The sequence below is a fragment of the Mesorhizobium sp. M0040 genome, from assembly GCF_040323505.1.
Lineage (GTDB): Bacteria > Pseudomonadota > Alphaproteobacteria > Rhizobiales > Rhizobiaceae > Mesorhizobium.
Genome location: NZ_JAMYVA010000041.1, coordinates 20,809 through 43,725, shown reverse-complemented (window position 1 = coordinate 43,725; position 22,917 = coordinate 20,809). Strand labels below are relative to the sequence as shown.

Sequence of the window (22,917 nt, the reverse complement as noted above, 5' to 3'; positions counted from 1 at the left end):
AGGCGGCCTTTTCTTTTTTCGTTCCTTTTCCGCGGCGTGATTCCGAAATCGATTTCGATTTTCGGTCCGATGCGCTACTGCGGGCGGCAACAGGATCTTGGGGCCGACGCGCCGTGAACATGCAGCCAGACGCCGAAACGCTCGAACCGGTCGCCGACGCCGAAGGCGGCTTTCATCCTCTGTTTGCCGATGTGCCGTCCTCCGTCGAGTTCAACAAGCTGCGCAAACGGCTGTTGCGGCTTGCCCGCCAGGCGATCGACGATTTCTCCATGGTGAGGCCCGGCGACCGTTGGCTGGTCGCTCTGTCGGGCGGCAAGGATTCCTACGGCCTGCTTGCCGTTCTGCTCGATCTCAAATGGCGCGGGCTGCTGCCGGTCGAGCTGTTAGCCTGCAATCTCGACCAGGGCCAGCCGAACTTTCCCAAGCACATATTGCCCGATTATCTCGATAGATATGCCATTCCGCATCGCATCGAATATCAGGACACCTATTCGGTGGTCACCGACAAGCTGGCCGAGGGCAGCACCTATTGCTCGCTGTGCTCGCGGCTACGGCGCGGCCATCTCTATCGCATTGCCCGCGAGGAGGGCTGCTCGGCGCTGGTGCTCGGCCACCACCGCGAGGACATACTGGAAACCTTCTTCATGAACCTGTTCCATGGCGGGCGCCTGGCCGCCATGCCGCCGAAGCTGCTCAATGACGAAGGCGATGTCATGGTGCTGCGGCCGCTCGCCTATTGTGCGGAAGCCGATCTCGAGAAATTCGCCGGCGCCATGAAATTCCCGATCATTCCGTGCGATCTGTGCGGTAGCCAGGAAGGCCTGCAGCGCAACGCCATGAAGGCGATGCTCGACGACATCGAGAAGCGCATGCCCGGCCGCAAGGACACGATGATCCACGCCATGACCAATGTGCGGCGTTCGCATCTGCTCGACAGGAAGCTGTTCGATTTCGCCGCCCTCAACGAAACCCTCACCACCAGGCGTCCCGATGACATTTGACGATAGCGCGATCGACTGGCTTGCCGACCTTCTGTCGGAAGCCGCCGTCGCCGAGATCATGCCACGCTTTCGCCGGTTGAGCGAGGGCGACGTCCGTCGCAAGACCTCGGCCGCCGATCTCGTCACCGAGGCCGACGTCAATGCCGAACGGCTCATCACCGCCAGGCTGCGCCAGCGTTATCCCCACGCAATGATCGTCGGCGAGGAGGCCTGCTCCGACGACCCGACGCTGCTCGACGGTCTCGGCGATGCCGAACTCGCCTTCGTCATCGACCCGGTCGACGGCACCTTCAACTTCGCCTCCGGCGTGCCGCTGTTCGGCGTCATGCTTGGCGTCGTGATCAAGGGCGAGACGGTCGCCGGCATCATTCACGATCCCGTCGGCAAGGATTGGCTGATCGGCGTTAGTGGCGCCGGCAGCCATATCCGCCATGCCCATAGCAATCTGGAAAAGGTCCATGTCGCCAAACCGGCGCCGATGTCGGAAATGACCGGTGCGGTCTCATGGCACTATGTGCCCGAGCCGGACCGCTCACGTTTGGCGCGCAACCAGACCAAGTCGCTGTCGCAGTTCAACTATCGCTGCGCCGCCCACGAATACCGCCTGCTGGCCAGCGGCCACGGCCATTTCGTCGTCTACAACAAGCTGATGCCTTGGGACCACCTGGCCGGCGTGCTGATCCATGCGGAGGCGGGCGGCCATGCCGCGCGCTTCGACGGCAGCGCCTATCTGCCGTCGCATGTCGGAGGTGGCCTGCTGGTCGCGCCGGACCGGGAGAGCTGGCGGGAGCTGCGCCGCGAGCTCTGGGCGGAATAACTCTTCGCTGCCAAAGTTGTCCAATCTTGTGCGAAACCGGAGATCTCGAATGAAACCTCGGTCCGCAATTGTTGCAACGGCCTTTGCCCTTGCCTTGGTTGCCGGTGTCAATGAAGCAAGAGCTGGGGAACGCGCATGTCGCAGTCCCGACTCCGTCGACACCATAGACGAGATGTTCTCCGCGATCTTCGCCTGTTGGAAGCCGCCGCGCGGAAGCGCGGGCATGACCCTGACGCTGCAGTTCTCAATTCGCCGAAACGGCACGCTTATCGGCAAGCCGCGCGTCACCTACTCACATCTAGGGGACGATGGTCCGCTCAACCGGGCCTTCGTGGCTTCCGTCCTCGAGGCGCTCGACAAGGCTCTTCCACTGCCCGTTTCGGACAGTATGGGTGGAGCAATCGCAGGACGTACGCTGTTCCCTCGCTTCACCGCGGTCAGTGAGGGTGCATCCTAGGCGCACGCGCAATGGGCATTAAACCGGCGGGTTATGCGGCTGGAACAGTCTGCCGCGCTCGGCCAGCAGGATCATCAGCAGCGCCGCCACCGACACGCTGCAGAACCCGGCGGCCAGCGGCGTCACCGTGCCGTTGAAGGCTTGGCCGATCAGCGTGCCGAGAATGCCACCAAGAAATGTCTGCATGAACCCGAGGATCGACGACGCAGTGCCGGCCAGGTGCCCCAGTGGCTCCATGGCGAGCGCGTTGAAGTTCGCGCCCAGCGCGCCGAAGGGGACCATGGCGCAGGCAAAGAAGGTAATGAAGAGCCAGAGCGGCATCTTCATTTCGATGGAAACGACCAGCCAGGCAAGGCTGATGGCCAGAAACAGCAGCAGCGCGCTTTGCGACAGACGGCGCATGCCGATGCGGCCGACGAGGCGCGAGTTGAGGTAGTTCGAAAAAGCAAGCACGCCGGCAACCCCCGCGAAGATGACCGGGAACATCTCGCCGACATTGAACACGCTGACATAGATCTGCTGGGCCGAGGCGATGAAGCCGAACATGGCGCCGAAGATGAAGGTGCTGGCGAAGGCATAACAGAGCGCGATGCGGTTGGTGAGAACGATGCGGAAGCCACCGATGATGGAGGACAGCGTCAGCGGCCGGCGATATTCGGGGTGTAGTGTCTCGGGCAGGCGCAGCAGCGACCAGGCGGACACGATCAGCGCGCCGGCTGCCATGGTGACGAAGATCACATGCCAGGTCGCAAACAGCATGATGAACTGGCCGATACCGGGCGCCACCACCGGAATGGCCATGAACACCATGAAGATCAAGGACATGACTTCGGCCATGCGCCTTCCGTCGAACGTATCGCGCACGATCGAGACGGCAATGACGCGCGTCGCCGCCGCGCCGATGCCTTGCACGGCCCGGCATAGCAGAAGCGTGGTGAATGACGGGGCGATTGCCGCAGCGCCGGCCGCCAGGACGTAGATCACCAGCCCTGCGACAAGCGGCGCGCGGCGCCCGAAGCGGTCCGAGATCGGCCCGAAGAACAGCTGTCCGCCGCCAAAGCCAAGGATATAGGCGGTGACCACATATTGCCGGTGGTTTTCATTTTCGATGCCAAGCGAAGCGCCGATCTGCTGCAGCGCCGGCAAAATAATGTCGATGGCCAGCGAATTGAGCGCCATCAGCGCCGCGCACAGCGCAATGAATTCCCAGCGCGGAATAGGCAAGGTGCTTGCCTTTTGCTGCGCTTGTGCTTGCTGATCCACGGCCAGTCCGATCCTCAAACGAAAATGCGCCGGCTGGCCGACGCATCCATTCGTTGATTGCCCGGTAGCGGGCAGAACTTTTTTGCCAAGGTGGGGGCTGCCCCGGCGCTTAGCGCATGACCCCCGAAAATCGCAGGCGGAAGGTCATACGCAGAAACAGAAGTCAGGCGGCGCCTTTGACGCTGACGCCCTTTTCGACGAGGAAGGTCTGCAATTCGCCCGCCTGGAACATCTCGCGGATGATGTCGCAGCCGCCGACGAACTCGCCCTTGACGTAGAGCTGCGGGATGGTCGGCCAGTTGGAATAATCCTTGATGCCTTGCCGCAGTTCGGCCGACGTCAGCACGTCGACGCCCTTATAGTCGGCGCCGATATAGTCGAGGATCTGCACGACCTGGCCGGAAAATCCGCATTGCGGGAAGCCGGGCGTGCCCTTCATGAAGAGAACGACGTCGTTGCCCTTCACTTCATTGTCGATGTAGTCGTTGATGCCGCTCATGGAATACCCTTTCATGCCTGTGGGAGTCAGGCTCGAACATTACCCTTCAAATAAACCCATGGGTTGCGCGAAACAAGATGTTTGCCGCCTTGCCACGCAAATGGCGCAAAGGAACGTCTGATCTTGGGCCAAGAGCGTTGGCCACCATCTTTCCCGAGGCGCGATGAAAAGACGATATCTCGCCGGGTTCCTCCTCGCCGTTCTGTTCGCCGCACTGTCCTTGATCTGGTGGGCCAGGTCGCCGAGACAGCCATCTCTCGTCGTCGGCGGTGAATTACCGGCGCCGTGCCGCGATACGAGCTTCGAGGCGGTCGCCTATGTCGTCTGCGAAATCGATCTGCGCCGCTATGACGTCGGTGTGTTCCACACAGGCCCCGACGGCAAGGCTTTCGGTTCACTGGACAAATTCGACAAGGCGATGGCGGATCAGGGCCGGACGGTGCTGCTCGCCATGAACGCCGGCATGTATCACCAAGACCTGACCCCAGTCGGCCTTCTCGTCGAAGACGGCCGGTAGAAGGCGCCGATCAACGTCGCCGGCAGCGGAGGCAATTTCTTCCTGAAACCGAATGGCGTATTCCTGGTCCGCAAGGACGGCAAGGCGGCGGTCATGGAGACAAGCGCCTATGCTGCGACCAGACTGGACGTGATGTTTGCCACGCAATCCGGCCCGATGCTGGTGATAGACGGCCGGCTTCATCCCCGCTTCGAGCAGAACGGCACATCACGCTATATCCGCAATGGCGTCGGCGTGCGTGACGAAAATACGGTCGTGCTGGCGATCTCACGCTCTGAAGTCAGCCTCGGCAGCTTCGCACGGCTATTCCGGGATGCGCTCGATTGTCCCAACGCGCTTTTCTTCGACGGGGTCGTTTCGGCGCTGTCGAACGGCGAGCGGATGATTGTGGGTGGAAAGTATCCGGCGGGGCCGATCATTGCCGTGACCGGTAAGAAGCTTGCGAGCCGGTAACTGCAAGAGAGCTCAGTCCGGCACGCTGGTCTGCAGGGCAAGCGCGTGCAGTACGCCGCCCATGTTGCCCTTCAGCGCGTCATAGACCATCTGGTGCTGCTGGACGCGGCTTTTGCCGCGAAAGCTTTCGGCCACAACCTCAGCCGCATAATGGTCGCCGTCGCCGGCCAGGTCGCGAATCGTCACCTTGGCGTCCGGAATGCCTTCCTTGATCAGCCGTTCGATGTCGTGGGCGTCCATTGCCATGTGAGGATTCCTTGTTCAGGTCGTGATCTCATAGATATGGTCGAAATGGCGGATGAACCACAGGGAAAGGGGCCCACTCGATCACATCACGGGTCCACGACCTCATTTGCCATGAAGCGAGGGAACCAGGATTCGTGGGCGGCGGTCAATTCGCTGACCGGTATCGCACGCGCCTCGCCCAGCTTCAGTTCGCTGCCGCCGGTCGAGCCGATCCACGGCGCAAAAACGCCGAGCTTGTTTTGCTGTTCGCGAATGGCGTCCCATTGCTCGCTCTGCGGGTCGATCGACAGCGTCAGCAGATAACGGCCCTGGTCCTCGCCGAACCAGATCGGGATCGGATCTGCACCGATCAGGCCGGGAATGGTCGCGCCGATGCCGGAGGCCATCGCCATCTCGGCCAGCGCCACCGCGATGCCGCCATCGGAAACGTCATGCGCCGCGGTAACAACACCGGAGGCGATCAGTGCCCGCACATGGTCGCCGACCCGCTTCTCGTGGCCGAGATCGACCGGCGGCGGCGGGCCGTCGGCGCGGCCAAAGATGTCGCGCATATAGACCGACTGGCCAAGATGCGAGCCCCATATCGTCGGCGCGCCGACCAGCACGATCATCTGGTCTTCGGCGGCAAAGCCGATGCGCACCATTTTCGACCAGTCGGCAATCAGACCGACGCCGCCGATGGTTGGTGTCGGCAGGATGCCCTGTCCGTTGGTCTCATTATAGAGGGAGACGTTGCCGGAGACGATCGGAAAGCCAAGCGCCCGGCAGGCATCGCCGATGCCTTTCACAGCACCAACCAGCTGGCCCATGATCTCGGGCCGTTCCGGATTGCCGAAATTGAGATTGTCGGTGGCCGCGAGCGGCAGAGCGCCGGTGGCGGTAAGATTGCGCCAGCATTCGGCAACCGCCTGCTTGCCGCCCTCGTAAGGGTCGGCCTCGCAATAGCGCGGCGTCACGTCGGAGGAGAAGGCGAGCGCCTTGGTCGGATGACCGTCGACGCGCACGACACCGGCGTCGCCGCCGGGAAGCTGCAGGGAATTGCCCTGGATCAGCGTGTCGTACTGCTCCCACACCCAGCGGCGCGAGGAAAGGTCCGGTCCGCCCAGCAGCTTGAGCAGTGCGTCGGCCACATCGGTTCGCGGTGCATCGCCGGCCAGCGGCGCCGGCTTCTTCGGCTCGACCCAGGGACGGTCATATTCCGGCGCCTGGTCGCCGAGATCCTTGATCGGCAGATTGGCAACCTCGTCGCCCTGATGCAGCACGCGAAAGCGCAGATCGTCGGTGGTCTTGCCGACGATGGCAAAGTCGAGGCCCCATTTGTGGAAGATCGCCTCGGCCTGTTTTTCCTTTTCGGGGCGCAGCACCATCAGCATGCGCTCCTGGCTCTCCGACAGCATCATCTCATAGGCGCTCATGCGCTCTTCGCGCACCGGCACCTTGTCGAGGTCGAGCTCGATGCCGAGGTCGCCCTTGGCGCCCATCTCGACCGCCGAGCAGGTGAGGCCAGCGGCACCCATGTCCTGGATGGCGATAACGGCGCCGGACGCCATCAGTTCGAGGCAGGCTTCGAGCAGGCATTTTTCGGTGAAGGGATCGCCAACCTGGACCGTGGGCCGCTTCTCGTCGATCTTGTCGTCGAACTCTGCCGAGGCCATGGTGGCGCCGCCGACGCCGTCGCGCCCGGTCTTGGCGCCGAGATAGACGACCGGCAGGCCGACGCCCTTGGCCTCGGACAGAAAGATTGCGTCCGTCTTCGCGAGGCCCGCGGCAAACGCATTGACCAGGATATTGCCGTTGTAGCGGGCGTCGAAATTGACCTCGCCGCCGACCGTCGGCACGCCGAAGGAATTGCCGTAGCCGCCGACGCCGGAAACGACGCCGGCAACCAGATGCCTGGTTTTGGGGTGGTCCGGCGCGCCGAAGCGCAGCGCGTTCATCGCCGCGATCGGTCGCGCGCCCATGGTGAAGACATCGCGCAGGATGCCGCCGACGCCGGTCGCGGCACCCTGATAGGGCTCGATGTAGGAGGGGTGGTTGTGGCTCTCCATCTTGAAGACGACGCAGTCGCCGTCGCCGATATCGACCACGCCGGCATTCTCGCCCGGGCCCTGGATGACTTGCGGCCCGGTGGTCGGCAGCGTGCGCAGCCACTTCTTCGAGGATTTGTAGGAACAATGCTCGTTCCACATCGCCGAAAAAATACCGAGTTCGGTAAAGCTCGGTTCGCGCCCGACGAGGTCGAGGATGCGCTGGTACTCGTCGGGCTTCAGCCCGTGCGCGGCAATGAGTTCCGGAGTGATCGGCACGGAATTGGAAATGGTCATGATCGGCAATTTATGTCCTTGGGATCGAGTCCCGTCTTATCGCAAGCTTTGCAGCCGATACACCCCGTCGGATGACTAAAACGACGGAAAGCAACAACTGGCCGCAAGTAGCGAGAGATCGCCACTCGACCCGCCGGTTTCAAGCCGGTTCAGGAAAAGCTGTCGTAGCCGGCGCGGCCTTCGTCCAGAAGCCGCCGGATCACTGCGACGCCGTGCGCAATATCGTCCCGCTGTCGCGGCTGCGAGATGCCAAACCGCACGCCGTGAAAAGCCTGTTCGGAACGTCCCGCCTTGAACTCGTCCTCGTCGTCGATGAGCACGCCATGTTCGAGGCAAGCCTGCTTGAAAGTGCCGGAAAGCCATGGGTCGGGCAAGGTGAGCCAGACGAACGGCACATTATCCAGCGCCTTGAACTCGAAGCCGTCGAGTGTCTCGCGTACGATCGCGATGCGTGCACCGATCTCGGCAATGCTGCGTTTGCGCATCTCAGCGGCCTGACCGGACAGCACCAGCCGGCTGCCCACCTCCGCCAGCAGAAAGGGCAGGCCGCCCGTCATCATCTTGTGGGCAACCCGGATGCGGTGACGATAGGCCGGCGGGCAAGCGAGCCAGCCGCCGCGAACACCCGCCGCAACCGATTTCGACAGGCCGCCGGCAACGATGGTCCGTTCGGGAGCATATTCGGCCATTAAAGGCGTTGGGTCATCGGTCAGTCCGCCATAGAGATCGTCCTCGATCAGGACGACGTTATATTGACGGGCGACATGCGCGATTGCCTCGCGGCGCGATGCCGACAGCGTTGTCAGCGTCGGGTTCTTGGCCGTCGGCATCAAAAACATCATCTTCGGGTGCTTTTGTGCGCAGACGCGCTCGAAATCCTGGGGATCGATGCCCTCGTCGTCAGTCGCCACCAGTGCGGTCCGGCGACCGATCAGGCCGGCACTGCGCGAGATCTGCGAATAGGTGAGGTGCTCGAAGACGACATAGTCGCCGGGGGCGGTGAGCCCCGCAATGGTTGCCATCACTGCGGCGTGGGTGCCGAGCGTGGGAACGATTGCATCCGCCGCCGGGCGATAGGAATTTCGCGACAGCCAGCGCCTGCCCGCTTCGAACCAGCGGTCCGGGAAATCACGAGTATAGCTTGAAATCTCATGCGGATGGTCTTGCGCCGTGCGTGTCAACACGTCAGCGACGATGGCACCCTGGCCGACATCCGGTGCGGCCGTGCTATCGAAGCGCAGTTTGTCGCCGGGCGCATCCATATAGCGCGTGCCTTGTTCGACCGGCCCCAGGAAATCCGGCTTTGCGCTCTCCGACTGTTGAGCGATAACATAGGTTCCGCGGCCGACCTCGCCGCTGACCAATCCCCGCTCGCGCAGCAATTGATAGGCCCTGCCGACCGTGCCGACAGTCGTGCCGATGTCGTATGCCAGATCGCGCTGCGGCGGCAGCTTTGCCCCTGCACCGATCAGGCCGCGGTCGATGTCCGTCTCGATGGAATCGGCAAGCCGCTGATAGAGCGGGCCAGTGCCGGCTGTAAGGTCTGGAAGCCAAGTTGTCATGGTGACAATTTTTTACATTGCACCGAAATGAGAGTCAATACATATGAAGCGGGCTGTACAAAAGGGCACAATTGCAATCTTGGCAGAAAGAAAATGGGTACAATAGAGACAATCCGCTACGCGGCAGTTGAATTGCAGGTGCAGGTGGCGCGCCCGCCGGGCAGGCCAACCTATGTCAGTCGGCTGGTGCGTACGCTCAGATCCTTCGCGAGGTGGATCGACGGGTTAATGGATCGCCGGCGCAGCCGGCTGGTCCTGCTCGAGATGACTGACGACCAGCTCAAGGACATCGGTATCTCGCGTTGCGATGCCCATCGTGAGGGGCTGAGGGCGTTTTGGGACTGAGAGCAGCCGGATGCTCCGTCTCGAACGTCGCGTGGCATATCGGCGGTTAGACGAGAGCGTCAATATCGACATCGGAACCAACGAGATCTTCTTCATCACTGAGATACCATCCTCCTTCGTGCCCTCACAGCATTCGCTCGCGACGTCTCCAGTGAATAGCGGTATTGCTGAAAACAGCTAATTCCCTTATTTTGGGGATAACGAAGGAGATGACCGTGGCAAGTTTCACCCTCACAGATCTCGGCAACAAATCCGGCGAGGTTGTTGAGGCCGCGTTCCGCGGCCCTGTTGACATCACCAAGCGCGGCAAGCGCAAGTTCGTTCTCCTGACGGCAGAGCAGTTCGACCGCATCACCAGTCGCAGCGCGCAACGGGCACACCGCGTCGAGGATCTGTCGGCCGAGGAACGCGACAGGCTTCTAACCGGCCTCGACGCAGTCGCGCGAGATGATGTTCGGGATGACTGAACCCGGCCACGGACAGATCATTCTCTATTCCTATTTGTGGGCAAGGGAATATGACCGGGGCGAGGAAAGCGGACGCAAGGCGCGGCCGACTTGCGTTATGCTGATCGTTGCCGGCAAGAATGGCCGCAAGCAGGCCCTGCTCTTTCCAATCACGAGCCAGCCGCCACGACCTGGCGCGCACCATGTTGAGATTCCTGAGACCGAGGCCCGCCGCGCCACCCTCTTTACCCCAGCCTGGGTTATCGTCGACGAATTCAACACCGATGATCTCGCGACGAGCTGGGCGCTCGAAGATACCAAGCCGCTCGGCCAATTCACGCGCAAGTTCATGTCACGGATCGCTGGCGAAGCTGCTGCGGCGATCCGTGCAGGCGCCGCGCGAACCGTGCCAAGACGCTAAAGGCTGCCGCGGCGGGAGAGCATCATCGCGGATGAACGCCCGCCGCCCTGATCCGCGTGACACCGTGGTCCACAAGCACCGCCACGATGCACAGCATCAGAAAGAGCCCGGTGATGGCCAGAGCCGAGACGGCGACGCTGGTCGCGCCGTTCTTGGCGAGATCGAGGAACGGGTAGGGCACTTCACCGGCAATCGGCGCCCGCAGCAGCGCGTAGGCCAGATAGGCGATCGGATAGATCATCCACCAGGAGATGTCGCGCCACCGCGTCGAGCCGTCGGCGCCTGCCACAAGCCACCACAGCACGAACAACACCGGCGTCACATAGTGCAGGAGCACATCGCAGAGCAGGAACAGCCCTTGCGGCTGCCAAAGCTGCGCCAGGACCGTTGCATAAACGATGAGGACCAGCGTTATGGCGACGGCTACGCCCGCCCGCATCCGTGGCGCGGAAAAGGCCGGAAACCAGGCATAACCCGTCGACGACAGCAACGAGGCATGGACGAGCACCGCGCCGATGTTGGTCAGGATGGTGAAGAAGCTGAAATAGAAGACCAGCGAGCCGGCAAAGCCGCGGCCGGCTTCCATTGATGCCGGGACGGTGATGCAGAGCTGCAGGACGAGCCCGGCCAGGCCGACGACCAGACCGGTGATCTGCAGCACGCGACCCATTGGGCTAGGCAGCAGCGCCGCAGGCCGGATTGCCCGCCTGCCAGCGGGCAATGTCCGAGCCGATGCGGGCGCCGAGCGGTTCCGCCATCAATGGGCCGAACACGTCGACGCGGCTCGAATTGCCTTGCGCCTGCACGACCAGCAACGGCTTTCCACCATAATGTTTGGCCGGCACCAGCAGGAAGCGCGGCGTGCCGCTGAACGAATTCAGCTCGTTGGCCATCTGGTAAGATTTGAAGGCAGGGTCCTTGCTGGCGATCCAGCATTTGTGGGCAGCTATTGCCACCTGCTCCATGGCAAGCAGTGACGCACTCTTGCCCGCCGGCGCCGGCGCGCTCTTCGGGCCTGACTGGCAGGAGGCGAGTACAAGCCCGGCGGCAGTAGCGACGGCGAGGCGCGTGGTCGTCGGTCTCATGTTCAAGCGGCGCCCATCTCGAGTTCGGACAGAAAGATCTTCAGACCGTCTGTCATCTCACCCCAGACGCGCGACAGCGCCGGATGCTGCAAGGCTATTTGCTCGTAGGCATCGAATTTCGGATAGGCGTCAAGCAAATCGGGGCGGCCCATCGTTGTCCTGAAATTGTTGAAGACGAAGCGGGTCGGCGTCAACCACGCATCGGCAAAGGAGATGTCGTCGCCGAGCGCGAACGGGCCATGCGCCATGCGGGCCTCGATTGCCGCAAGCCCGTGATGCAATCGGGCGAACTGTGCCTTGATCTCCGCCTCGTTGCGCTGCGGCACGAAATGGAGCTCGAACAGCTTCATCGTCGGGGCGAGTACGTCGAGGTCGGTGATGCGGGCGAACATGCGCACCAGCGCCCGGTCCTTCGAGTCCCTCGGCAGCAGCGCCGGCTCGGGAAAGCGCTCCTCCAGATATTCGGCGATGACCACCGATTCGACGATCGTTTCGCCGGAGCCGGTGATCAGCACCGGAATCCGGTTCAACGGCGAGATGGCACGAAACGCCTCCGGGATGGGAAACCCCGGCGGCGGTGCAATGAGCTTGAGCGGCACGTTCTTGATGTAGGCCAACGCCCGCACGATCGACGAATAGGGCGACAACGGCCGCGAATAGAGTTTCATGACCGTGGCTCCAGGAGGAAAATTGAAGGCATCAAGCAGCGATGCCCAGCGCGCTTTCGAACAGCGCCCGGCCGTCGCTGCCGCCATGCGCCGCTTCGATCAGGTTCTCGGGATGCGGCATCAGGCCGAGCACGTTGCCGCGGCCGTTGACGATGCCGGCAATGTCGTTGATCGAGCCGTTGGGATTGGTGCCTTCGGCATAGCGGAACACCACCTGGCCTTCGCCTTCGAGGCGGGCCAGCGTTTCGGCATCGGCAAAATAATTGCCGTCATGGTGCGCCACCGGCGCCCGGATGATCTGGCCCGGCTGGTAGCGGCGGGTGAACATCGTGTTGGCATTGGCGATCTGCAGCTTCACCTGACGGCAGACGAATTTCAGCGAGGTATTGCGCATCAATGCGCCCGGCAGCAAGCCGGCCTCGACCAGGATTTGGAAGCCGTTGCAGACGCCGATGACCGTGACGCCCTTGGCCGCCTTTTCGGCCACAGCCCGCATTACTGGCATGCGCGCGGCAATGGCGCCGCAGCGCAGATAATCGCCGAACGAAAAGCCGCCGGGAATGGCGATCAGGTCGACATCGGGAATTTCGGTGTCGGTCTGCCAGACGGTGACCGGCGGCGTGCCGGAAATCTTGGTCAGCGCCGCGATCATGTCGCGGTCGCGATTGAGGCCTGGGAGCAGGACGACGGCTGATTTCACCTCAGGCGATCTCCACCGCGTAATTCTCAATCACTGTATTCGCCAGAAGCTTGTCGCACATGGCTTTCAGATCGGCCTCGGCCTTGGCGCTGTCGCTCTCGGCCAATTCGACGTCGAAAACCTTGCCTTGCCGCACCTGGCCGACGCCGCCGAAACCCATTCCGGACAGCGCGTGCTCGATTGCCTTGCCTTGTGGGTCTAGCACGCCGTTCTTGAGGGTTACGGTAATGCGGGCCTTGATCACGCTGGACATGCTCCTGTTCACCTGTTGAGCGGGCAAGCCGTCAGTGCGGCTTACCTTTGACACCGTCGGTCGATGCGACGAGCACGGGCCCGGCCGGACGCGGTGGCTCGTTCTCGTTCATGATGCCGAGACGGCGGGCAACTTCCTGATAAGCCTCGACCAGCCCGCCCATGTCGCGGCGGAAGCGGTCCTTGTCGAGCTTGTCCTGCGTCGCCACGTCCCACAGCCGGCAGGAATCCGGCGAGATCTCATCGGCAACGACGATGCGCATCATATCGCCTTCGAACAGGCGGCCGCATTCGATTTTGAAATCGACCAGCTGGATGCCGACGCCCATGAACAGGCCGGAAAGGAAGTCGTTGACGCGAATGGCCAGCGCCATGACATCGTCGATCTCCTGTGGGCTCGCCCAGCCGAAGGCGGTGATGTGCTCTTCCGATACCATCGGATCGTCGAGCGCATCCGCCTTGTAATAGAATTCGATGATCGAGCGCGGCAGCACGGTGCCTTCCTCGATGCCCAGGCGCTTGGCCAGCGAGCCGGCGGCGACGTTGCGCACCACCACTTCGAGCGGGATGATCTCGACTTCCTTGATCAACTGCTCGCGCATGTTGAGCCGGCGGATGAAGTGGGTCGGAATGCCCATCCGGTTGAGATGATTGAAGATGTGCTCGGAAATGCGGTTGTTGAGCACGCCTTTGCCATCGACGATTTCATGCTTCTTCTTGTTGAAAGCGGTAGCGTCGTCCTTGAAGAACTGGATCAGCGTGCCAGGCTCCGGTCCCTCATAAAGGATCTTGGCCTTGCCTTCATAAATGCGGCGGCGATTTTTCATCTGATTTTTCTCTGGATTTGCGGGCAGGCGGCAAGCGACCAGTTCCTGTCCGTCTGCCTAAAATAAGATGGCGACGGTGGGGTTCAATGCCGGTGTCTATCCCAATCGCACTGTTTGCTCAATCGGCAAATCCTTTCAATCAACCGCTTTCGGGCACCGAAATGCCGCAGCGCAGCAAGCAATGTAGCATATTGACCGGCCGGCGCCCTTTTGGTTTGTGCTCCGGCAACACATATTGGCACAACGAATCGGATTTCACGGAGGGATGCCATGAGCAGCATGAAAGACCGCGAAGAGGGCTTTGAGCGCAAATTCGCATTCGACGAGGAACTTCGGTTCAAGGCTGCGGCACGCCGCAACAGAGCGCTCGGCCTGTGGGCTGCCGAAAAGCTCGGCAAGTCCGGCGCCGATGCCGACGCTTATGCCAGGGAAGTGGTCGTCAGCGACATCGAGGAAGCCGGCGATCACGACGTTTTCCGCAAGATACGCAAGGATTTCGATGCGGCCGGCATCGACCAGTCGGACCATCAGATCCGCCGCACCATGGATGAATTGATGGCGCAGGCGATCGAGCAGATCAAGAACACCTGATCCCATCGATACTCTTCGAATGCTGGACCAATCGACCGCCCGGCCTCACCGGGCGGTTTTTCTTTGCCTTTGCGGTCATTTCCGGCTGAATTGCTGCAAGCAAAGAGGAAATCGCCAATGTCCCTGAAGTCACGCCTTGCGGCCGACGAGACGCTGTTCACCGCATGGTCAGGCGTGCCGGATACTTTGACGGTCGAGATACTGGCCAGACAAGGATTCGACGCGGTTACGCTCGATATGCAGCATGGTGGCCATCACGAGGACAGCGTGCTGCGCGGGCTTGTGCCGGTGCTGGCCGCCAACAAGCCGGCTTTGGTACGCATCCCGGTCGGCCGCTTCGACATGGCCAGCCGTGCGCTTGACTTCGGCGCCGAGGCGGTGATCGCCCCGATGGTGAATTCGGTGGCGGACGCAAAGCTGTTTGCTGCCGCAATGAAATACCCGCCACTCGGCGAGCGCTCCTGGGGCCCGACCTATGCTTTTCCGCGCCATGGCAAGGGCGACTATGCCGACTGGCTGCGCGACAGCAACCAGCGCACCATGGCGTTCGCCATGGTCGAAACGCGGGCCGCGCTTGATGCACTCGACGGCATCCTCGACACGCCGGGCATCGACGGGATATTCCTTGGCCCGTCGGATTTCTCGATCGCCTGGTCGAAGGGCACCACCGTCAGTTCGACGCTGGAGAGCATGATGGGGACCGTCGCCTCGATCGCCGAGCGCACCCGCAAAGCCGGCAAGCATGCGGCGATCTATGTGATGGAACCGGCCATCGCCGGTCGCGTGGTGTCGATGGGTTACCGGCTGCTGGCGATGGGTTCCGAGCATTCGCTGATTTCGCTTGGGGCAAAGACCCTGCTGAACAGCGTCAGGGATTCGATCGCTTCCTAGAGATCCGTCAGGAATTTCGCGAACGTCATCGAGCCTTCAGGCCAGGGGCCGAAGCCGGAATCCGCGTTGAGATGACCGGCATCCCCGGCGTCGATGAACAGCGAGCCCCACGCCCCGGCAATGTCCTCGGCGACGCCGAAGGCGCAGAACGGGTCGTTGCGGCTGGCGATCACCACCGACGGAAACGGCAGCGGGTCGCGCGGATAGGGGCCGAAGGTCATCAGGTGCCTCGGCTTTATCTCTGGATTGGCGACATCGGGTGGCGCCACGAAGAAAGCGCCGGCGACCGGCCTCTCGAACCGAGGCAATGCTTGAATGACCGCCGCGACGCCAAGCGAATGGGCGACGATGACGACCGGCCGCTCGGCCTCGTTAACCGCCTTGGCGACACCGGCCGTCCAATCCTCGCGCACCGGCTTCGACCATTCCGCCTGTTCGACGCGGCGCGCTGTCGATAGTTTCGACTGCCAGCGGCTCTGCCAATGATCGGGGCCGGAATTGGTGTAGCCCGGCACGATGAGAATATCTGCTTCCCTGACTTTCATGGCGCGCATGTAGCGAGAGGCGCTGTCGGGTGCAACCGGGTATGAACTCAACAGCGACACGCAAACGGCCGCTCACGAGCCCGGTTCTGCTCGCTATTGTGAACACCCTGTTCGCTTCTTGCGCTCTTGTGTGAACGATCGCGATCAACGATCTGTCGCCAGGAAAGAATGGCTGTTCCGAGATTTTGGCACGGACATGGCGTAGAATGATTGATGGCGCCGGATTGCTCTGTTGGAAGCTTGTCGAGCGCCGCCTGAACGGAGCACTTTGATGAGCGAACTGCCTTTTGCCGCGACGACCCCGGTCAGCGTTGCCCGCGTCGGCTTGCGGGCGCGCGATGCAGACAATCTCGCTGCCTACTATCGCAAAGTCGTCGGTTTGCAGGAACTGAGCCGCGCCGGCGGCACGATTACGCTCGGCGCAGTCAATCGCCCTTTGCTCGACATCGAAGCGGATCCGGCCGCGAAATCCGATGACCCGCGCAGCGCCGGTCTTTTCCACACCGCCTTCCTGCTACCCAGCCGGGCCGATCTCGGCCGCTGGATCAATCACGCCATCGCCGGCAAGATCGGCATCGAGGGCGCATCCGATCATCTGGTCAGCGAGGCTCTTTACCTAACCGATCCGGAAGGCAACGGCATCGAGATCTATGCCGACCGCCGTCCGCAGGACTGGAAATGGAACGGTGACAAGATAGCGATGGCGACGGAGCGGCTGAACATTCCGTCGGTCGTTGCCGAGGTGCCGGCCGGCGACACCGGCTGGCAGGGCGCGCCGGAAAACAGCATTATCGGCCACGTCCATTTGCGGGTCGGCAGGCCGGAAGAAGCCGAAGCATGGTGGCATCAGGAGTTCGGTTTCGACACAGTGGCAAACTACGGTGGCGCGGCGGTGTTCCTGTCGTCCGGCGGCTATCATCACCACATTGGCGCAAATGCGTGGCAGAGCGCGGGCGCCGGTCGCCGCGATCCCGCCCGCTCCGGCTTGGCCTGGGTCGAGATGCGCTCGGACAATGCCGCAAGCGAGACCACCCGCGAGGATCCGTGGGGCACGGTAATAAGGACGGTTCCCGGTAAGGCGTAGGTTAGAGGTTCGCTTTTTCGAGCAAGCGGCCAAGCATGAGCAGGCCCGCCGGCCATACGCCGAGGCGGGCCTCGTTTCCCATATGGCCGAGATCGCCGGCATCGGCGATATCCGCGCCCCAGGCTGCGGCAAAAGCGGTCGCCTTGTCGAAAGTGACGCGTGGGTCGCTGCGGCTCGCCACCACCAATGTCGGGAAGGGCAGGCGCTTCAGCGGCATCGGCGCGAACGGGCGCACCGCGTCGAATGAGGGATCGGTATCGTCGACATTGGTCGCGGCAACCAGGAATGCCGCCGCGACCTTGTCGAGTTGGCTTTGACTGGCGCTAGCAGCCCACTTCACCGCCGTCGCCACCGCCAGCGAATGCGCAAGCAGCACGACGCGGCGCGGTGCGGCGGCCACCGCGGCATCCACCTGGCCGATCCAGTCTTCAGGCTTTGGCCGGTCCCACTCGGCCTGCAGCACGCGGCTCGAATTGGGGAACACCCGGCACCAATGCGACATCCAATGATCCGGCCCGGAATTGCCGCGCCCGGGCAGGGCAAGGAAATCGAAATCTCCGGCCGACGAAATCATCAGGCTTCTCCGAACACTCGGCTAAAGATCGTATCGACGTGCTTGGTATGATAGCCCAAGTCGAATTTCTCGCGGATCTCGGCCTCGGGCAAGGCTGCGACAACGTCCTTGTCGGCCAAAAGTTCCTCAAGAAAATCAGCGCCTTGCTCCCACACCTTCATGGCGTTGCGCTGCACCAGCCGGTAGGCGTCCTCGCGCGAAGCGCCGGCTTGCGTCAGCGCCAGCAGCACGCGCTGCGAATGCACGAGGCCGCGGAATTTGTTCATGTTCTTCAGCATGTTGTCGGGGTAGACTAGCAGTTTGTCGACGACGCTGGTCAGGCGTGAGAGCGCGAAATCGAGCGTCACCGTCGCGTCGGGCCCGATCATGCGCTCGACCGAGGAATGCGAGATGTCGCGCTCGTGCCACAGCGCCACATTCTCCATTGCCGGCAATGCGAAGGAGCGCACCATGCGGGCAAGGCCGGTGAGGTTCTCGGTCAGCACCGGGTTGCGCTTGTGCGGCATCGCCGACGAGCCCTTCTGTCCGGGTGAAAAGTACTCTTCTGCTTCAAGTACCTCGGTGCGCTGCAGATGGCGCACCTCGATCGCCAGCCGCTCGATCGACGAGGCGATGACGCCGAGCGTGGCGAAGAACATCGCATGCCGGTCGCGCGGAATCACCTGCGTCGACACCGGCTCGGGCTTCAGTCCGAGTTTCTTGGCCACGTATTCTTCGACATAGGGGTCGATATTGGCGAAGGTGCCGACCGCACCCGAGATGGCGCAGGTGGCGATGTCCTCGCGTGCGTGCACCAGCCTCTCGCGGCAACGCGAGAATTCGGCATAGGCCTGCGCCAGCTTGACGCCGAAGGTGGTCGGCTCGGCATGGATGCCGTGGCTGCGGCCGATGGTGATGGTGTCCTTGTGCTCGAAGGCGCGGCGCTTGAGCGCCGCAAGCAGCCCGTCAATGTCGGCCAGCAGGATGTCGCTGGCGCGGGTGAGCTGCACGGCAAAACAGGTGTCGAGAACGTCGGAGGATGTCATGCCCTGGTGGATGAAGCGGGCATCCGGCCCGACGAATTCGGCAAGATGGGTGAGAAAGGCGATGACGTCATGCTTGGTGACCCGCTCGATCTCGTCGATGGCGTCGACGTCGAACTTCGCCGCTCCGCCTTTCTCCCAGATGGTCTTGGCGGCCTCCTTCGGGATGACGCCGAGCTCGGCCAATGCGTCGCAGGCGTAGGCCTCGATCTCGAACCAGATGCGGAACCGGGTTTCGGGCGACCAGATGGCCACCATTTCCGGCCGGGAGTAGCGAGGGATCATCAATCGGTCCTGACTTGCGAGAGCATTTGCCCGCGTCCTAACAGAGGCAGGCAAAATGCTCAACGTTGCTGGCGCGCAAACCAGACGCTGGCGACAGCTAGCGCAATGAAACCGAGCGGAAAATACAGCCGGATGCCGAGGACGACGAACTGGTAGAGCGCCGTCAACATCGTGAACACGAACTGGAAAACCCAGGTGATGGTGAGCGCGGGTGCATGCCATTGGACGTAGTAGGAGCGGTATTGCAGCCCAAAGAGGCCGCCGGTGAAGGTAATTGTCGCGGCGAGAAGGCAGACGAAGGCGGCGGCGAGGGCGATTTCCCAGTGGCGTCCGAGCGAGACGAGCCGCGCCAGAAACAGCCCAACCGGGAAGGCCAGCGCGCCGCCGGCAGCATAAAGCAGCGAGACGAAGCGGACCTTCGCCGGGGTCTCCCAATCGTACAACAGCAGATTGAGCAGCGCGCTGGCGCCCATCGCCATGGCCCACAGCAAGGCACCGGCAAATACGGTGCGCAGCGACGGCAGAGCACGGCGGAGACGGCGCAGAGCGCGATAGCGCATGGCGGGGAACTTCACAGGCGACCGGTTACCGCGATCCAGCGATAGTCCGGCCCTTCGAAGCCGTATTGGCGCACCGCGATCAGCACGGCATAGGCGCTGAGGCTATCCAGCGAAAATGTCTGAACCGCGCCGATCTGGTAGCCATTCGGACAGCCTCTGCTTCGCGGGATCGATTTGTCCTCGTGAATGATCCTCGTCTGGCCGCCATCCTTCGCCTCGATGCGCAGCAGGCGAAAGCCATTGATCTCGCCCTGGCTCTGGCAGCGTTCGGTGTCATTCATGCCGATCTGGTCGAGCCGGAACTCGAGCGGGTCGTCGACCGGCGAGAAGATCGGGCGCGGATTGACCACCATGCGGAAGGGATCGGCAGAAAGCTCGGTCACCGGGTTGAAGCCGGCGGTGATGCCGCGATTTGCCGTGAGTTCCGCCTGACTGACGATCGCTTCGCCCCTTTGCCGGGCCTGCAGCCGCGCTGCGGCCACCGTGGCATTCTCGTCGTCGAGCCGGACACGTATCGGCGAGCCCTTCAGGAAACTGTCGTCGGCCGTGTCGATATAATAGCGGGTCGCATAGGGAAATCCCGATCCGTCCTGGACGCCGTATTCCTCGAAGGCAAAGACCCCGCCATCACTACTGAAGCCGAGGATCTCAAGCTCGGCGACATCGCCTGCGTGGGCGGCGGCCAAAGTTGCAAGCGGGGCAAGCAGGCAGACTGCAAACAGGGCAAGATTTCGCATGGGGCTTTCCATTCCGGCGGTCGACGCCGTTAAATTCCCTATCACGATGCTGTCAAAAGATCGTGCTGACTGAAACACAAAGTCGATGCATCCAATCCGGCCGCCGTTTGTTATTGTCGGCAGCTTCACCGCATCGTGCCTTCCCAAAATCATAATCTATTTTGGTAAGGCACGATGCATTGATTCAAAATGTTTAGAGCGTCGTTTGCGCGTCCAAAGGGACGCGCGGCGCTCTAAGGGAGACCCCCATGACAGATGCAGCCAAGATTCGCGAACGTATGGAAGTGATCGGTGCCGACGGCGTCCATGTCGGTACCGTCGACAAGGTTGACGGAGATCGCATAAAGCTGACCAAGCGCGACAGCGGCGAGGGCGCTCACAGGGGCCATCACCACTTCATTCCTCTCAGCCTTGTCGCCGAGGTCGAGGGCCAGAAGGTGCGGCTGTCGGCAAACTCGGATGTTGCGGTCACGTTCGAGGAAGAAAAATCCGAACCCACCTGATCATAATCCAGTCTGATAACGGCTCACCCGAATGAGCGTTGCGCGTTCAGCGCGACGACCAGACCGGGAACAGATCGCCCTCGGCCGGCGTCGCGGCAAAGACGCCGCGGCTGATGGCGCGCGCCATCGTGGCGCCGGCCGCGGCGTAGAGATCGACGGCATCGTTGGGTGCGAGCTCGATGCCGCTCTTGCCCGTTGCCAGCGCGAAGACCAGATCGCCGTCTGCGGGCGTGTGCGTCGGCCAAATGGCACGGACAAAGCCGTCATGCGCCGATATCGCCAGGCGTTTGGCGGCGGCCTTCGTGAGTACCGCATCGGTGGCGATCACGGCGATGGTCGTGTTGGCGCCGGTTTCCGCCTGCTCTGCGGCATACCTGTCACGGAACTTCAGCAGGACCTTTCTGGCATCGTCAGGCATCGGGTGGGGATAGCCTAACCCGCCGAACTCGTCGCCGATCTCGAACGGTGCCGCCCAGAAATGGCGGGTCCCGGCGACCGTCACCGAGCCGGTCGGGTTGACGGCGGCAAGCGCGCCGATGGTGACGCCGCTGTCCAGCACCGTCGAGGCCGAGCCGAGCCCGCCCTTCAGGCCGGAGCTCAGCGCGCCGGCACCCGCGCCGGCGGTGCCGAGCGCAAAGTCGATCGCGGCGGCTTGCGCGGCTTCGTAGCCGAGGTCGCGGTAAGGCGGATACCGGCCCCAATCCTTGTCGCCGCCATTGCGCAGATCGAACAGGATCGCCGCCGGCACGATCGGCACGCGAAAGCCGCCGACCTCGACGCCGATGCCCCTTTCACGCAATGCCGCCTGCACCCCCGACGCGGCGTCGAGGCCAAAAGCCGACCCGCCCGAAAGCACCACGGCATGGATGGCGTGGATCGAATTGTGCGGCTCGAGCAGGTCGGTTTCGCGGGTGCCCGGCGCACCGCCCAGGATCTGCACGCCGGCCACGGCCGGTTCGTCGCAGATGACGGTGGTCACACCGGATTTCAGCTTGGCATTCGCCGCATTGCCGACACGCAGGCCGGCGACGTCCGTGATGAGATTGCGCGGACCCGTATGGAACATCCCTGTGCTGGACATCATTGGCTCTCCGCCGGCGCGAAACGGCCGCCGTCGAAACGGTAGGCTCGATAAGGATTTTGCGTCAGGTCACCTTTTTCGTCAAAGCGGATCGGTCCGATCGCCGTGGTGAAGTCATGCGTGGTCAGCACGTTGGCCAGCCTCTCGCCGGAGCTTTGCGTCAATGCTGAAGCCGACTTGGCGATCTCGACCGCGGCATAGGCGGGCAGCGTGTAACCTTCCGGCACGATGTTTTGTCCGGCAAAGCTCTGCAGCACCTTGGGGTCGGCGACATCGGCCCATTCGGGCGGCGCGATCATCAGCGTGCCGACGGCATAAGGCACGTCGCCGAGCGGCGCGCGCAACGCTTCGCCGCCGGCAAACACCATGCCGGTATTTAGCTGGCCAGCATCCCGGCCCATAATGGCGACATCATCGCCGTCGCCGCCGGCAAAGACATGCGTTGCGCCGGCTTTCCTAAGTCGGCCGATCAGGCCGATCTGGTTGTCGAGCTGCGGCCGGAACGTGTCGACGAAAACCGGCTTCAGCGCCGCTTGCTCAGCGGCTGCCCGAAATGTCTCGGCCATTTCGCGGCCATAGATCGTACCGTCGTCGACGACGGCGAACAGCTCGGTCTGCCATAGGTGGGTGAGGATGGCAGCAACGGCATTGCGCTCGTCGTCGCCGCGCGGCCCGAGACGATAGATCGGCCATCCGGTCTTGGCGCGCCGGTCGGTCAGGCTTTCCGTGCGAACGCCGACGGTGATCACCGGTATGCCGGCATCCTTGAGGATCGGCAGAGCCGCCTCGATTGCGTCGGTGCACAAAAACCCGATGACGACGTTGACCTTGGCCGCGGTGAACTCCCGCGCGGCGGCGGCGCCACCGTCGGCCGTGCAGGCGTCATCGATCGTCTTGATTTCGGCATCGTTCGCTTCAGCCGCCATTGTTGCGCCGGCCTCGATCTGTTTGCCGAGGATCGCCGACGGCCCCGACAAAGGTGCCGCGACGCCGACCAGCAGCGTCTCGGCATTTGCACTGCAGGCGACCGAGAGCCAGGCCAGCACCGCTATCGTGGTTGTCCAAGGTCGCATGCGAGCGAAGAATTCCTCCACGCCGGTCGCGTGGTTGCCGGCGCCAATGCCGTCAAGACCTAAAGGCTGGCCAGCTTTGGCGCAACAC

Annotated in this window: 30 protein-coding genes; 12 read left to right on the top strand and 18 right to left on the bottom strand. The window is 62.6% G+C overall.

All coding sequences use genetic code 11. The annotated features are described in order from the left end of the window. Window positions 1-119: 119 nt before the first annotated feature. From ttcA to NKJ91_RS25860, 3 genes are read left to right on the top strand one after another with little or no spacing between them, the layout of a single operon-like run. The gene (ttcA, locus tag NKJ91_RS25870) at window positions 120-1,001 is read left to right on the top strand and encodes a tRNA 2-thiocytidine(32) synthetase TtcA (RefSeq protein ID WP_352457797.1); all 882 of its coding nucleotides are present in this window, start codon (window positions 120-122) and stop codon (window positions 999-1,001) included. Further along, window positions 991-1,818, top strand: a complete 828-nt coding sequence (locus tag NKJ91_RS25865) for an inositol monophosphatase family protein (RefSeq protein ID WP_352457788.1) — start codon at window positions 991-993, stop codon at window positions 1,816-1,818. Before ttcA ends, NKJ91_RS25865 begins: the two co-directional genes overlap by 11 nt. A gap of 49 nt (window positions 1,819-1,867) precedes the next feature. Then, complete coding sequence (locus NKJ91_RS25860) at window positions 1,868-2,275, top strand: UCP034077 family protein (RefSeq protein ID WP_352457787.1); 408 nt, start codon at window positions 1,868-1,870, stop codon at window positions 2,273-2,275. 18 nt (window positions 2,276-2,293) lie between these two features. On the opposite strand, the gene NKJ91_RS25855 is transcribed toward NKJ91_RS25860, so the two are convergent. Together NKJ91_RS25855 and grxD are read right to left on the bottom strand one after the other, a co-directional pair. After that, window positions 2,294-3,493, bottom strand: a complete 1,200-nt coding sequence (locus NKJ91_RS25855) for a multidrug effflux MFS transporter (protein WP_502896716.1) — start codon at window positions 3,491-3,493, stop codon at window positions 2,294-2,296. A gap of 208 nt (window positions 3,494-3,701) precedes the next feature. Beyond that, complete coding sequence (grxD, locus tag NKJ91_RS25850; RefSeq protein WP_023674712.1) at window positions 3,702-4,037, bottom strand: Grx4 family monothiol glutaredoxin; 336 nt, start codon at window positions 4,035-4,037, stop codon at window positions 3,702-3,704. A gap of 163 nt (window positions 4,038-4,200) precedes the next feature. On the opposite strand from grxD, the gene NKJ91_RS25845 reads away from it, so the two are divergent. Together NKJ91_RS25845 and NKJ91_RS25840 are read left to right on the top strand one after the other, a co-directional pair. Then, window positions 4,201-4,554, top strand: a complete 354-nt coding sequence (locus NKJ91_RS25845; RefSeq protein ID WP_352457785.1) for a hypothetical protein — start codon at window positions 4,201-4,203, stop codon at window positions 4,552-4,554. Between the two features lie 93 nt (window positions 4,555-4,647). After that, complete coding sequence (locus NKJ91_RS25840; RefSeq protein ID WP_502896715.1) at window positions 4,648-5,007, top strand: phosphodiester glycosidase family protein; 360 nt, start codon at window positions 4,648-4,650, stop codon at window positions 5,005-5,007. A 12-nt stretch (window positions 5,008-5,019) separates the two neighbouring features. Here NKJ91_RS25840 and NKJ91_RS25835 read toward each other — a convergent pair whose 3' ends face one another. The 3 genes from NKJ91_RS25835 to NKJ91_RS25825 all read right to left on the bottom strand — a co-directional run bounded on the left by NKJ91_RS25835 (window position 5,020) and on the right by NKJ91_RS25825 (window position 9,139). Beyond that, window positions 5,020-5,253, bottom strand: coding sequence for a BolA/IbaG family iron-sulfur metabolism protein (locus NKJ91_RS25835; RefSeq protein ID WP_023674714.1), 234 nt, complete (start codon window positions 5,251-5,253; stop codon window positions 5,020-5,022). Window positions 5,254-5,339: 86 nt separating this feature from the next. Beyond that, window positions 5,340-7,577 (bottom strand): phosphoribosylformylglycinamidine synthase subunit PurL, encoded by a 2,238-nt coding sequence (purL, locus tag NKJ91_RS25830; RefSeq protein ID WP_352457795.1) that lies wholly within the window; start codon window positions 7,575-7,577, stop codon window positions 5,340-5,342. 149 nt (window positions 7,578-7,726) lie between these two features. Next, the gene (locus tag NKJ91_RS25825; RefSeq protein WP_352457784.1) at window positions 7,727-9,139 is read right to left on the bottom strand and encodes an aminotransferase-like domain-containing protein; all 1,413 of its coding nucleotides are present in this window, start codon (window positions 9,137-9,139) and stop codon (window positions 7,727-7,729) included. Window positions 9,140-9,232: 93 nt separating this feature from the next. Between NKJ91_RS25825 and NKJ91_RS25820 the strand changes: the two genes are divergently transcribed. The 3 genes from NKJ91_RS25820 to NKJ91_RS25810 all read left to right on the top strand — a co-directional run bounded on the left by NKJ91_RS25820 (window position 9,233) and on the right by NKJ91_RS25810 (window position 10,351). Continuing rightward, window positions 9,233-9,484: a DUF1127 domain-containing protein gene (locus NKJ91_RS25820; RefSeq protein ID WP_023674717.1), complete on the top strand. Its 252-nt coding sequence runs from the start codon at window positions 9,233-9,235 to the stop codon at window positions 9,482-9,484. A gap of 215 nt (window positions 9,485-9,699) precedes the next feature. After that, complete coding sequence (locus NKJ91_RS25815) at window positions 9,700-9,951, top strand: type II toxin-antitoxin system prevent-host-death family antitoxin (RefSeq protein WP_023674718.1); 252 nt, start codon at window positions 9,700-9,702, stop codon at window positions 9,949-9,951. A 97-nt stretch (window positions 9,952-10,048) separates the two neighbouring features. Continuing rightward, on the top strand, window positions 10,049-10,351 hold the full coding sequence (locus NKJ91_RS25810; RefSeq protein ID WP_352457783.1) for a hypothetical protein: 303 nt from the start codon (window positions 10,049-10,051) through the stop codon (window positions 10,349-10,351). A 22-nt stretch (window positions 10,352-10,373) separates the two neighbouring features. Here the strand turns inward: NKJ91_RS25810 and NKJ91_RS25805 are convergent, their stop codons facing one another. The 6 genes from NKJ91_RS25805 to purC are packed head-to-tail and all read right to left on the bottom strand — an operon-like array spanning window position 10,374 to window position 13,883. Next, window positions 10,374-11,021: a Pr6Pr family membrane protein gene (locus NKJ91_RS25805; RefSeq protein WP_352457782.1), complete on the bottom strand. Its 648-nt coding sequence runs from the start codon at window positions 11,019-11,021 to the stop codon at window positions 10,374-10,376. A gap of 4 nt (window positions 11,022-11,025) precedes the next feature. Then, window positions 11,026-11,436: a hypothetical protein gene (locus tag NKJ91_RS25800; protein WP_352457781.1), complete on the bottom strand. Its 411-nt coding sequence runs from the start codon at window positions 11,434-11,436 to the stop codon at window positions 11,026-11,028. A 2-nt stretch (window positions 11,437-11,438) separates the two neighbouring features. Beyond that, the gene (locus NKJ91_RS25795) at window positions 11,439-12,104 is read right to left on the bottom strand and encodes a glutathione S-transferase family protein (RefSeq protein ID WP_352457780.1); all 666 of its coding nucleotides are present in this window, start codon (window positions 12,102-12,104) and stop codon (window positions 11,439-11,441) included. Window positions 12,105-12,135: 31 nt separating this feature from the next. Beyond that, window positions 12,136-12,804, bottom strand: coding sequence for a phosphoribosylformylglycinamidine synthase subunit PurQ (purQ, locus tag NKJ91_RS25790; RefSeq protein ID WP_023674723.1), 669 nt, complete (start codon window positions 12,802-12,804; stop codon window positions 12,136-12,138). Between the two features lies 1 nt (window position 12,805). Further along, entirely contained in the window at window positions 12,806-13,048 is a 243-nt protein-coding gene (purS, locus tag NKJ91_RS25785) for a phosphoribosylformylglycinamidine synthase subunit PurS (RefSeq protein WP_023674724.1), read from the bottom strand. 40 nt (window positions 13,049-13,088) lie between these two features. After that, window positions 13,089-13,883, bottom strand: coding sequence for a phosphoribosylaminoimidazolesuccinocarboxamide synthase (gene purC / locus NKJ91_RS25780; protein WP_023674725.1), 795 nt, complete (start codon window positions 13,881-13,883; stop codon window positions 13,089-13,091). A 270-nt stretch (window positions 13,884-14,153) separates the two neighbouring features. Here purC and NKJ91_RS25775 point away from each other — a divergent pair, with 270 nt between their 5' ends. Next, the gene (locus NKJ91_RS25775) at window positions 14,154-14,474 is read left to right on the top strand and encodes a DUF1476 domain-containing protein (protein WP_023674726.1); all 321 of its coding nucleotides are present in this window, start codon (window positions 14,154-14,156) and stop codon (window positions 14,472-14,474) included. 117 nt (window positions 14,475-14,591) lie between these two features. Then, window positions 14,592-15,365 (top strand): HpcH/HpaI aldolase family protein, encoded by a 774-nt coding sequence (locus tag NKJ91_RS25770; protein WP_352457779.1) that lies wholly within the window; start codon window positions 14,592-14,594, stop codon window positions 15,363-15,365. On the opposite strand, the gene NKJ91_RS25765 is transcribed toward NKJ91_RS25770, so the two are convergent. Beyond that, entirely contained in the window at window positions 15,362-15,910 is a 549-nt protein-coding gene (locus tag NKJ91_RS25765) for an RBBP9/YdeN family alpha/beta hydrolase (protein ID WP_023674728.1), read from the bottom strand. The two genes, NKJ91_RS25770 and NKJ91_RS25765, sit on opposite strands and share 4 nt — an antisense overlap. A 271-nt stretch (window positions 15,911-16,181) precedes the next feature. On the opposite strand from NKJ91_RS25765, the gene NKJ91_RS25760 reads away from it, so the two are divergent. Further along, window positions 16,182-16,994: a VOC family protein gene (locus NKJ91_RS25760; protein ID WP_352457778.1), complete on the top strand. Its 813-nt coding sequence runs from the start codon at window positions 16,182-16,184 to the stop codon at window positions 16,992-16,994. Window position 16,995: 1 nt separating this feature from the next. On the opposite strand, the gene NKJ91_RS25755 is transcribed toward NKJ91_RS25760, so the two are convergent. The 4 genes from NKJ91_RS25755 to NKJ91_RS25740 are packed head-to-tail and all read right to left on the bottom strand — an operon-like array spanning window position 16,996 to window position 20,172. Next, window positions 16,996-17,568, bottom strand: coding sequence for an RBBP9/YdeN family alpha/beta hydrolase (locus NKJ91_RS25755; protein WP_352457777.1), 573 nt, complete (start codon window positions 17,566-17,568; stop codon window positions 16,996-16,998). After that, window positions 17,568-18,875 carry an adenylosuccinate lyase gene (gene purB, locus NKJ91_RS25750; RefSeq protein ID WP_352457776.1) on the bottom strand — a complete coding sequence of 436 codons (1,308 nt, stop codon included), beginning with the start codon at window positions 18,873-18,875 and terminating at the stop codon, window positions 17,568-17,570. Before purB ends, NKJ91_RS25755 begins: the two co-directional genes overlap by 1 nt. Window positions 18,876-18,934: 59 nt before the next feature. Continuing rightward, complete coding sequence (locus NKJ91_RS25745; RefSeq protein ID WP_352457775.1) at window positions 18,935-19,435, bottom strand: hypothetical protein; 501 nt, start codon at window positions 19,433-19,435, stop codon at window positions 18,935-18,937. An 11-nt stretch (window positions 19,436-19,446) separates the two neighbouring features. After that, the gene (locus NKJ91_RS25740) at window positions 19,447-20,172 is read right to left on the bottom strand and encodes a DUF2259 domain-containing protein (RefSeq protein ID WP_352457774.1); all 726 of its coding nucleotides are present in this window, start codon (window positions 20,170-20,172) and stop codon (window positions 19,447-19,449) included. 248 nt (window positions 20,173-20,420) lie between these two features. Between NKJ91_RS25740 and NKJ91_RS25735 the strand changes: the two genes are divergently transcribed. Beyond that, a complete protein-coding gene (locus NKJ91_RS25735; RefSeq protein ID WP_023674734.1) occupies window positions 20,421-20,675 on the top strand; it encodes a DUF2171 domain-containing protein in 255 nt (84 codons plus the stop codon). A 46-nt stretch (window positions 20,676-20,721) separates the two neighbouring features. Here NKJ91_RS25735 and NKJ91_RS25730 read toward each other — a convergent pair whose 3' ends face one another. Both NKJ91_RS25730 and NKJ91_RS25725 read right to left on the bottom strand, forming a co-directional pair. Further along, window positions 20,722-21,741 (bottom strand): P1 family peptidase, encoded by a 1,020-nt coding sequence (locus NKJ91_RS25730; RefSeq protein WP_352457794.1) that lies wholly within the window; start codon window positions 21,739-21,741, stop codon window positions 20,722-20,724. Between the two features lie 14 nt (window positions 21,742-21,755). Then, window positions 21,756-22,829: a branched-chain amino acid ABC transporter substrate-binding protein gene (locus NKJ91_RS25725; RefSeq protein ID WP_352457773.1), complete on the bottom strand. Its 1,074-nt coding sequence runs from the start codon at window positions 22,827-22,829 to the stop codon at window positions 21,756-21,758. Between the last annotated feature and the right edge of the window lie 88 nt (window positions 22,830-22,917).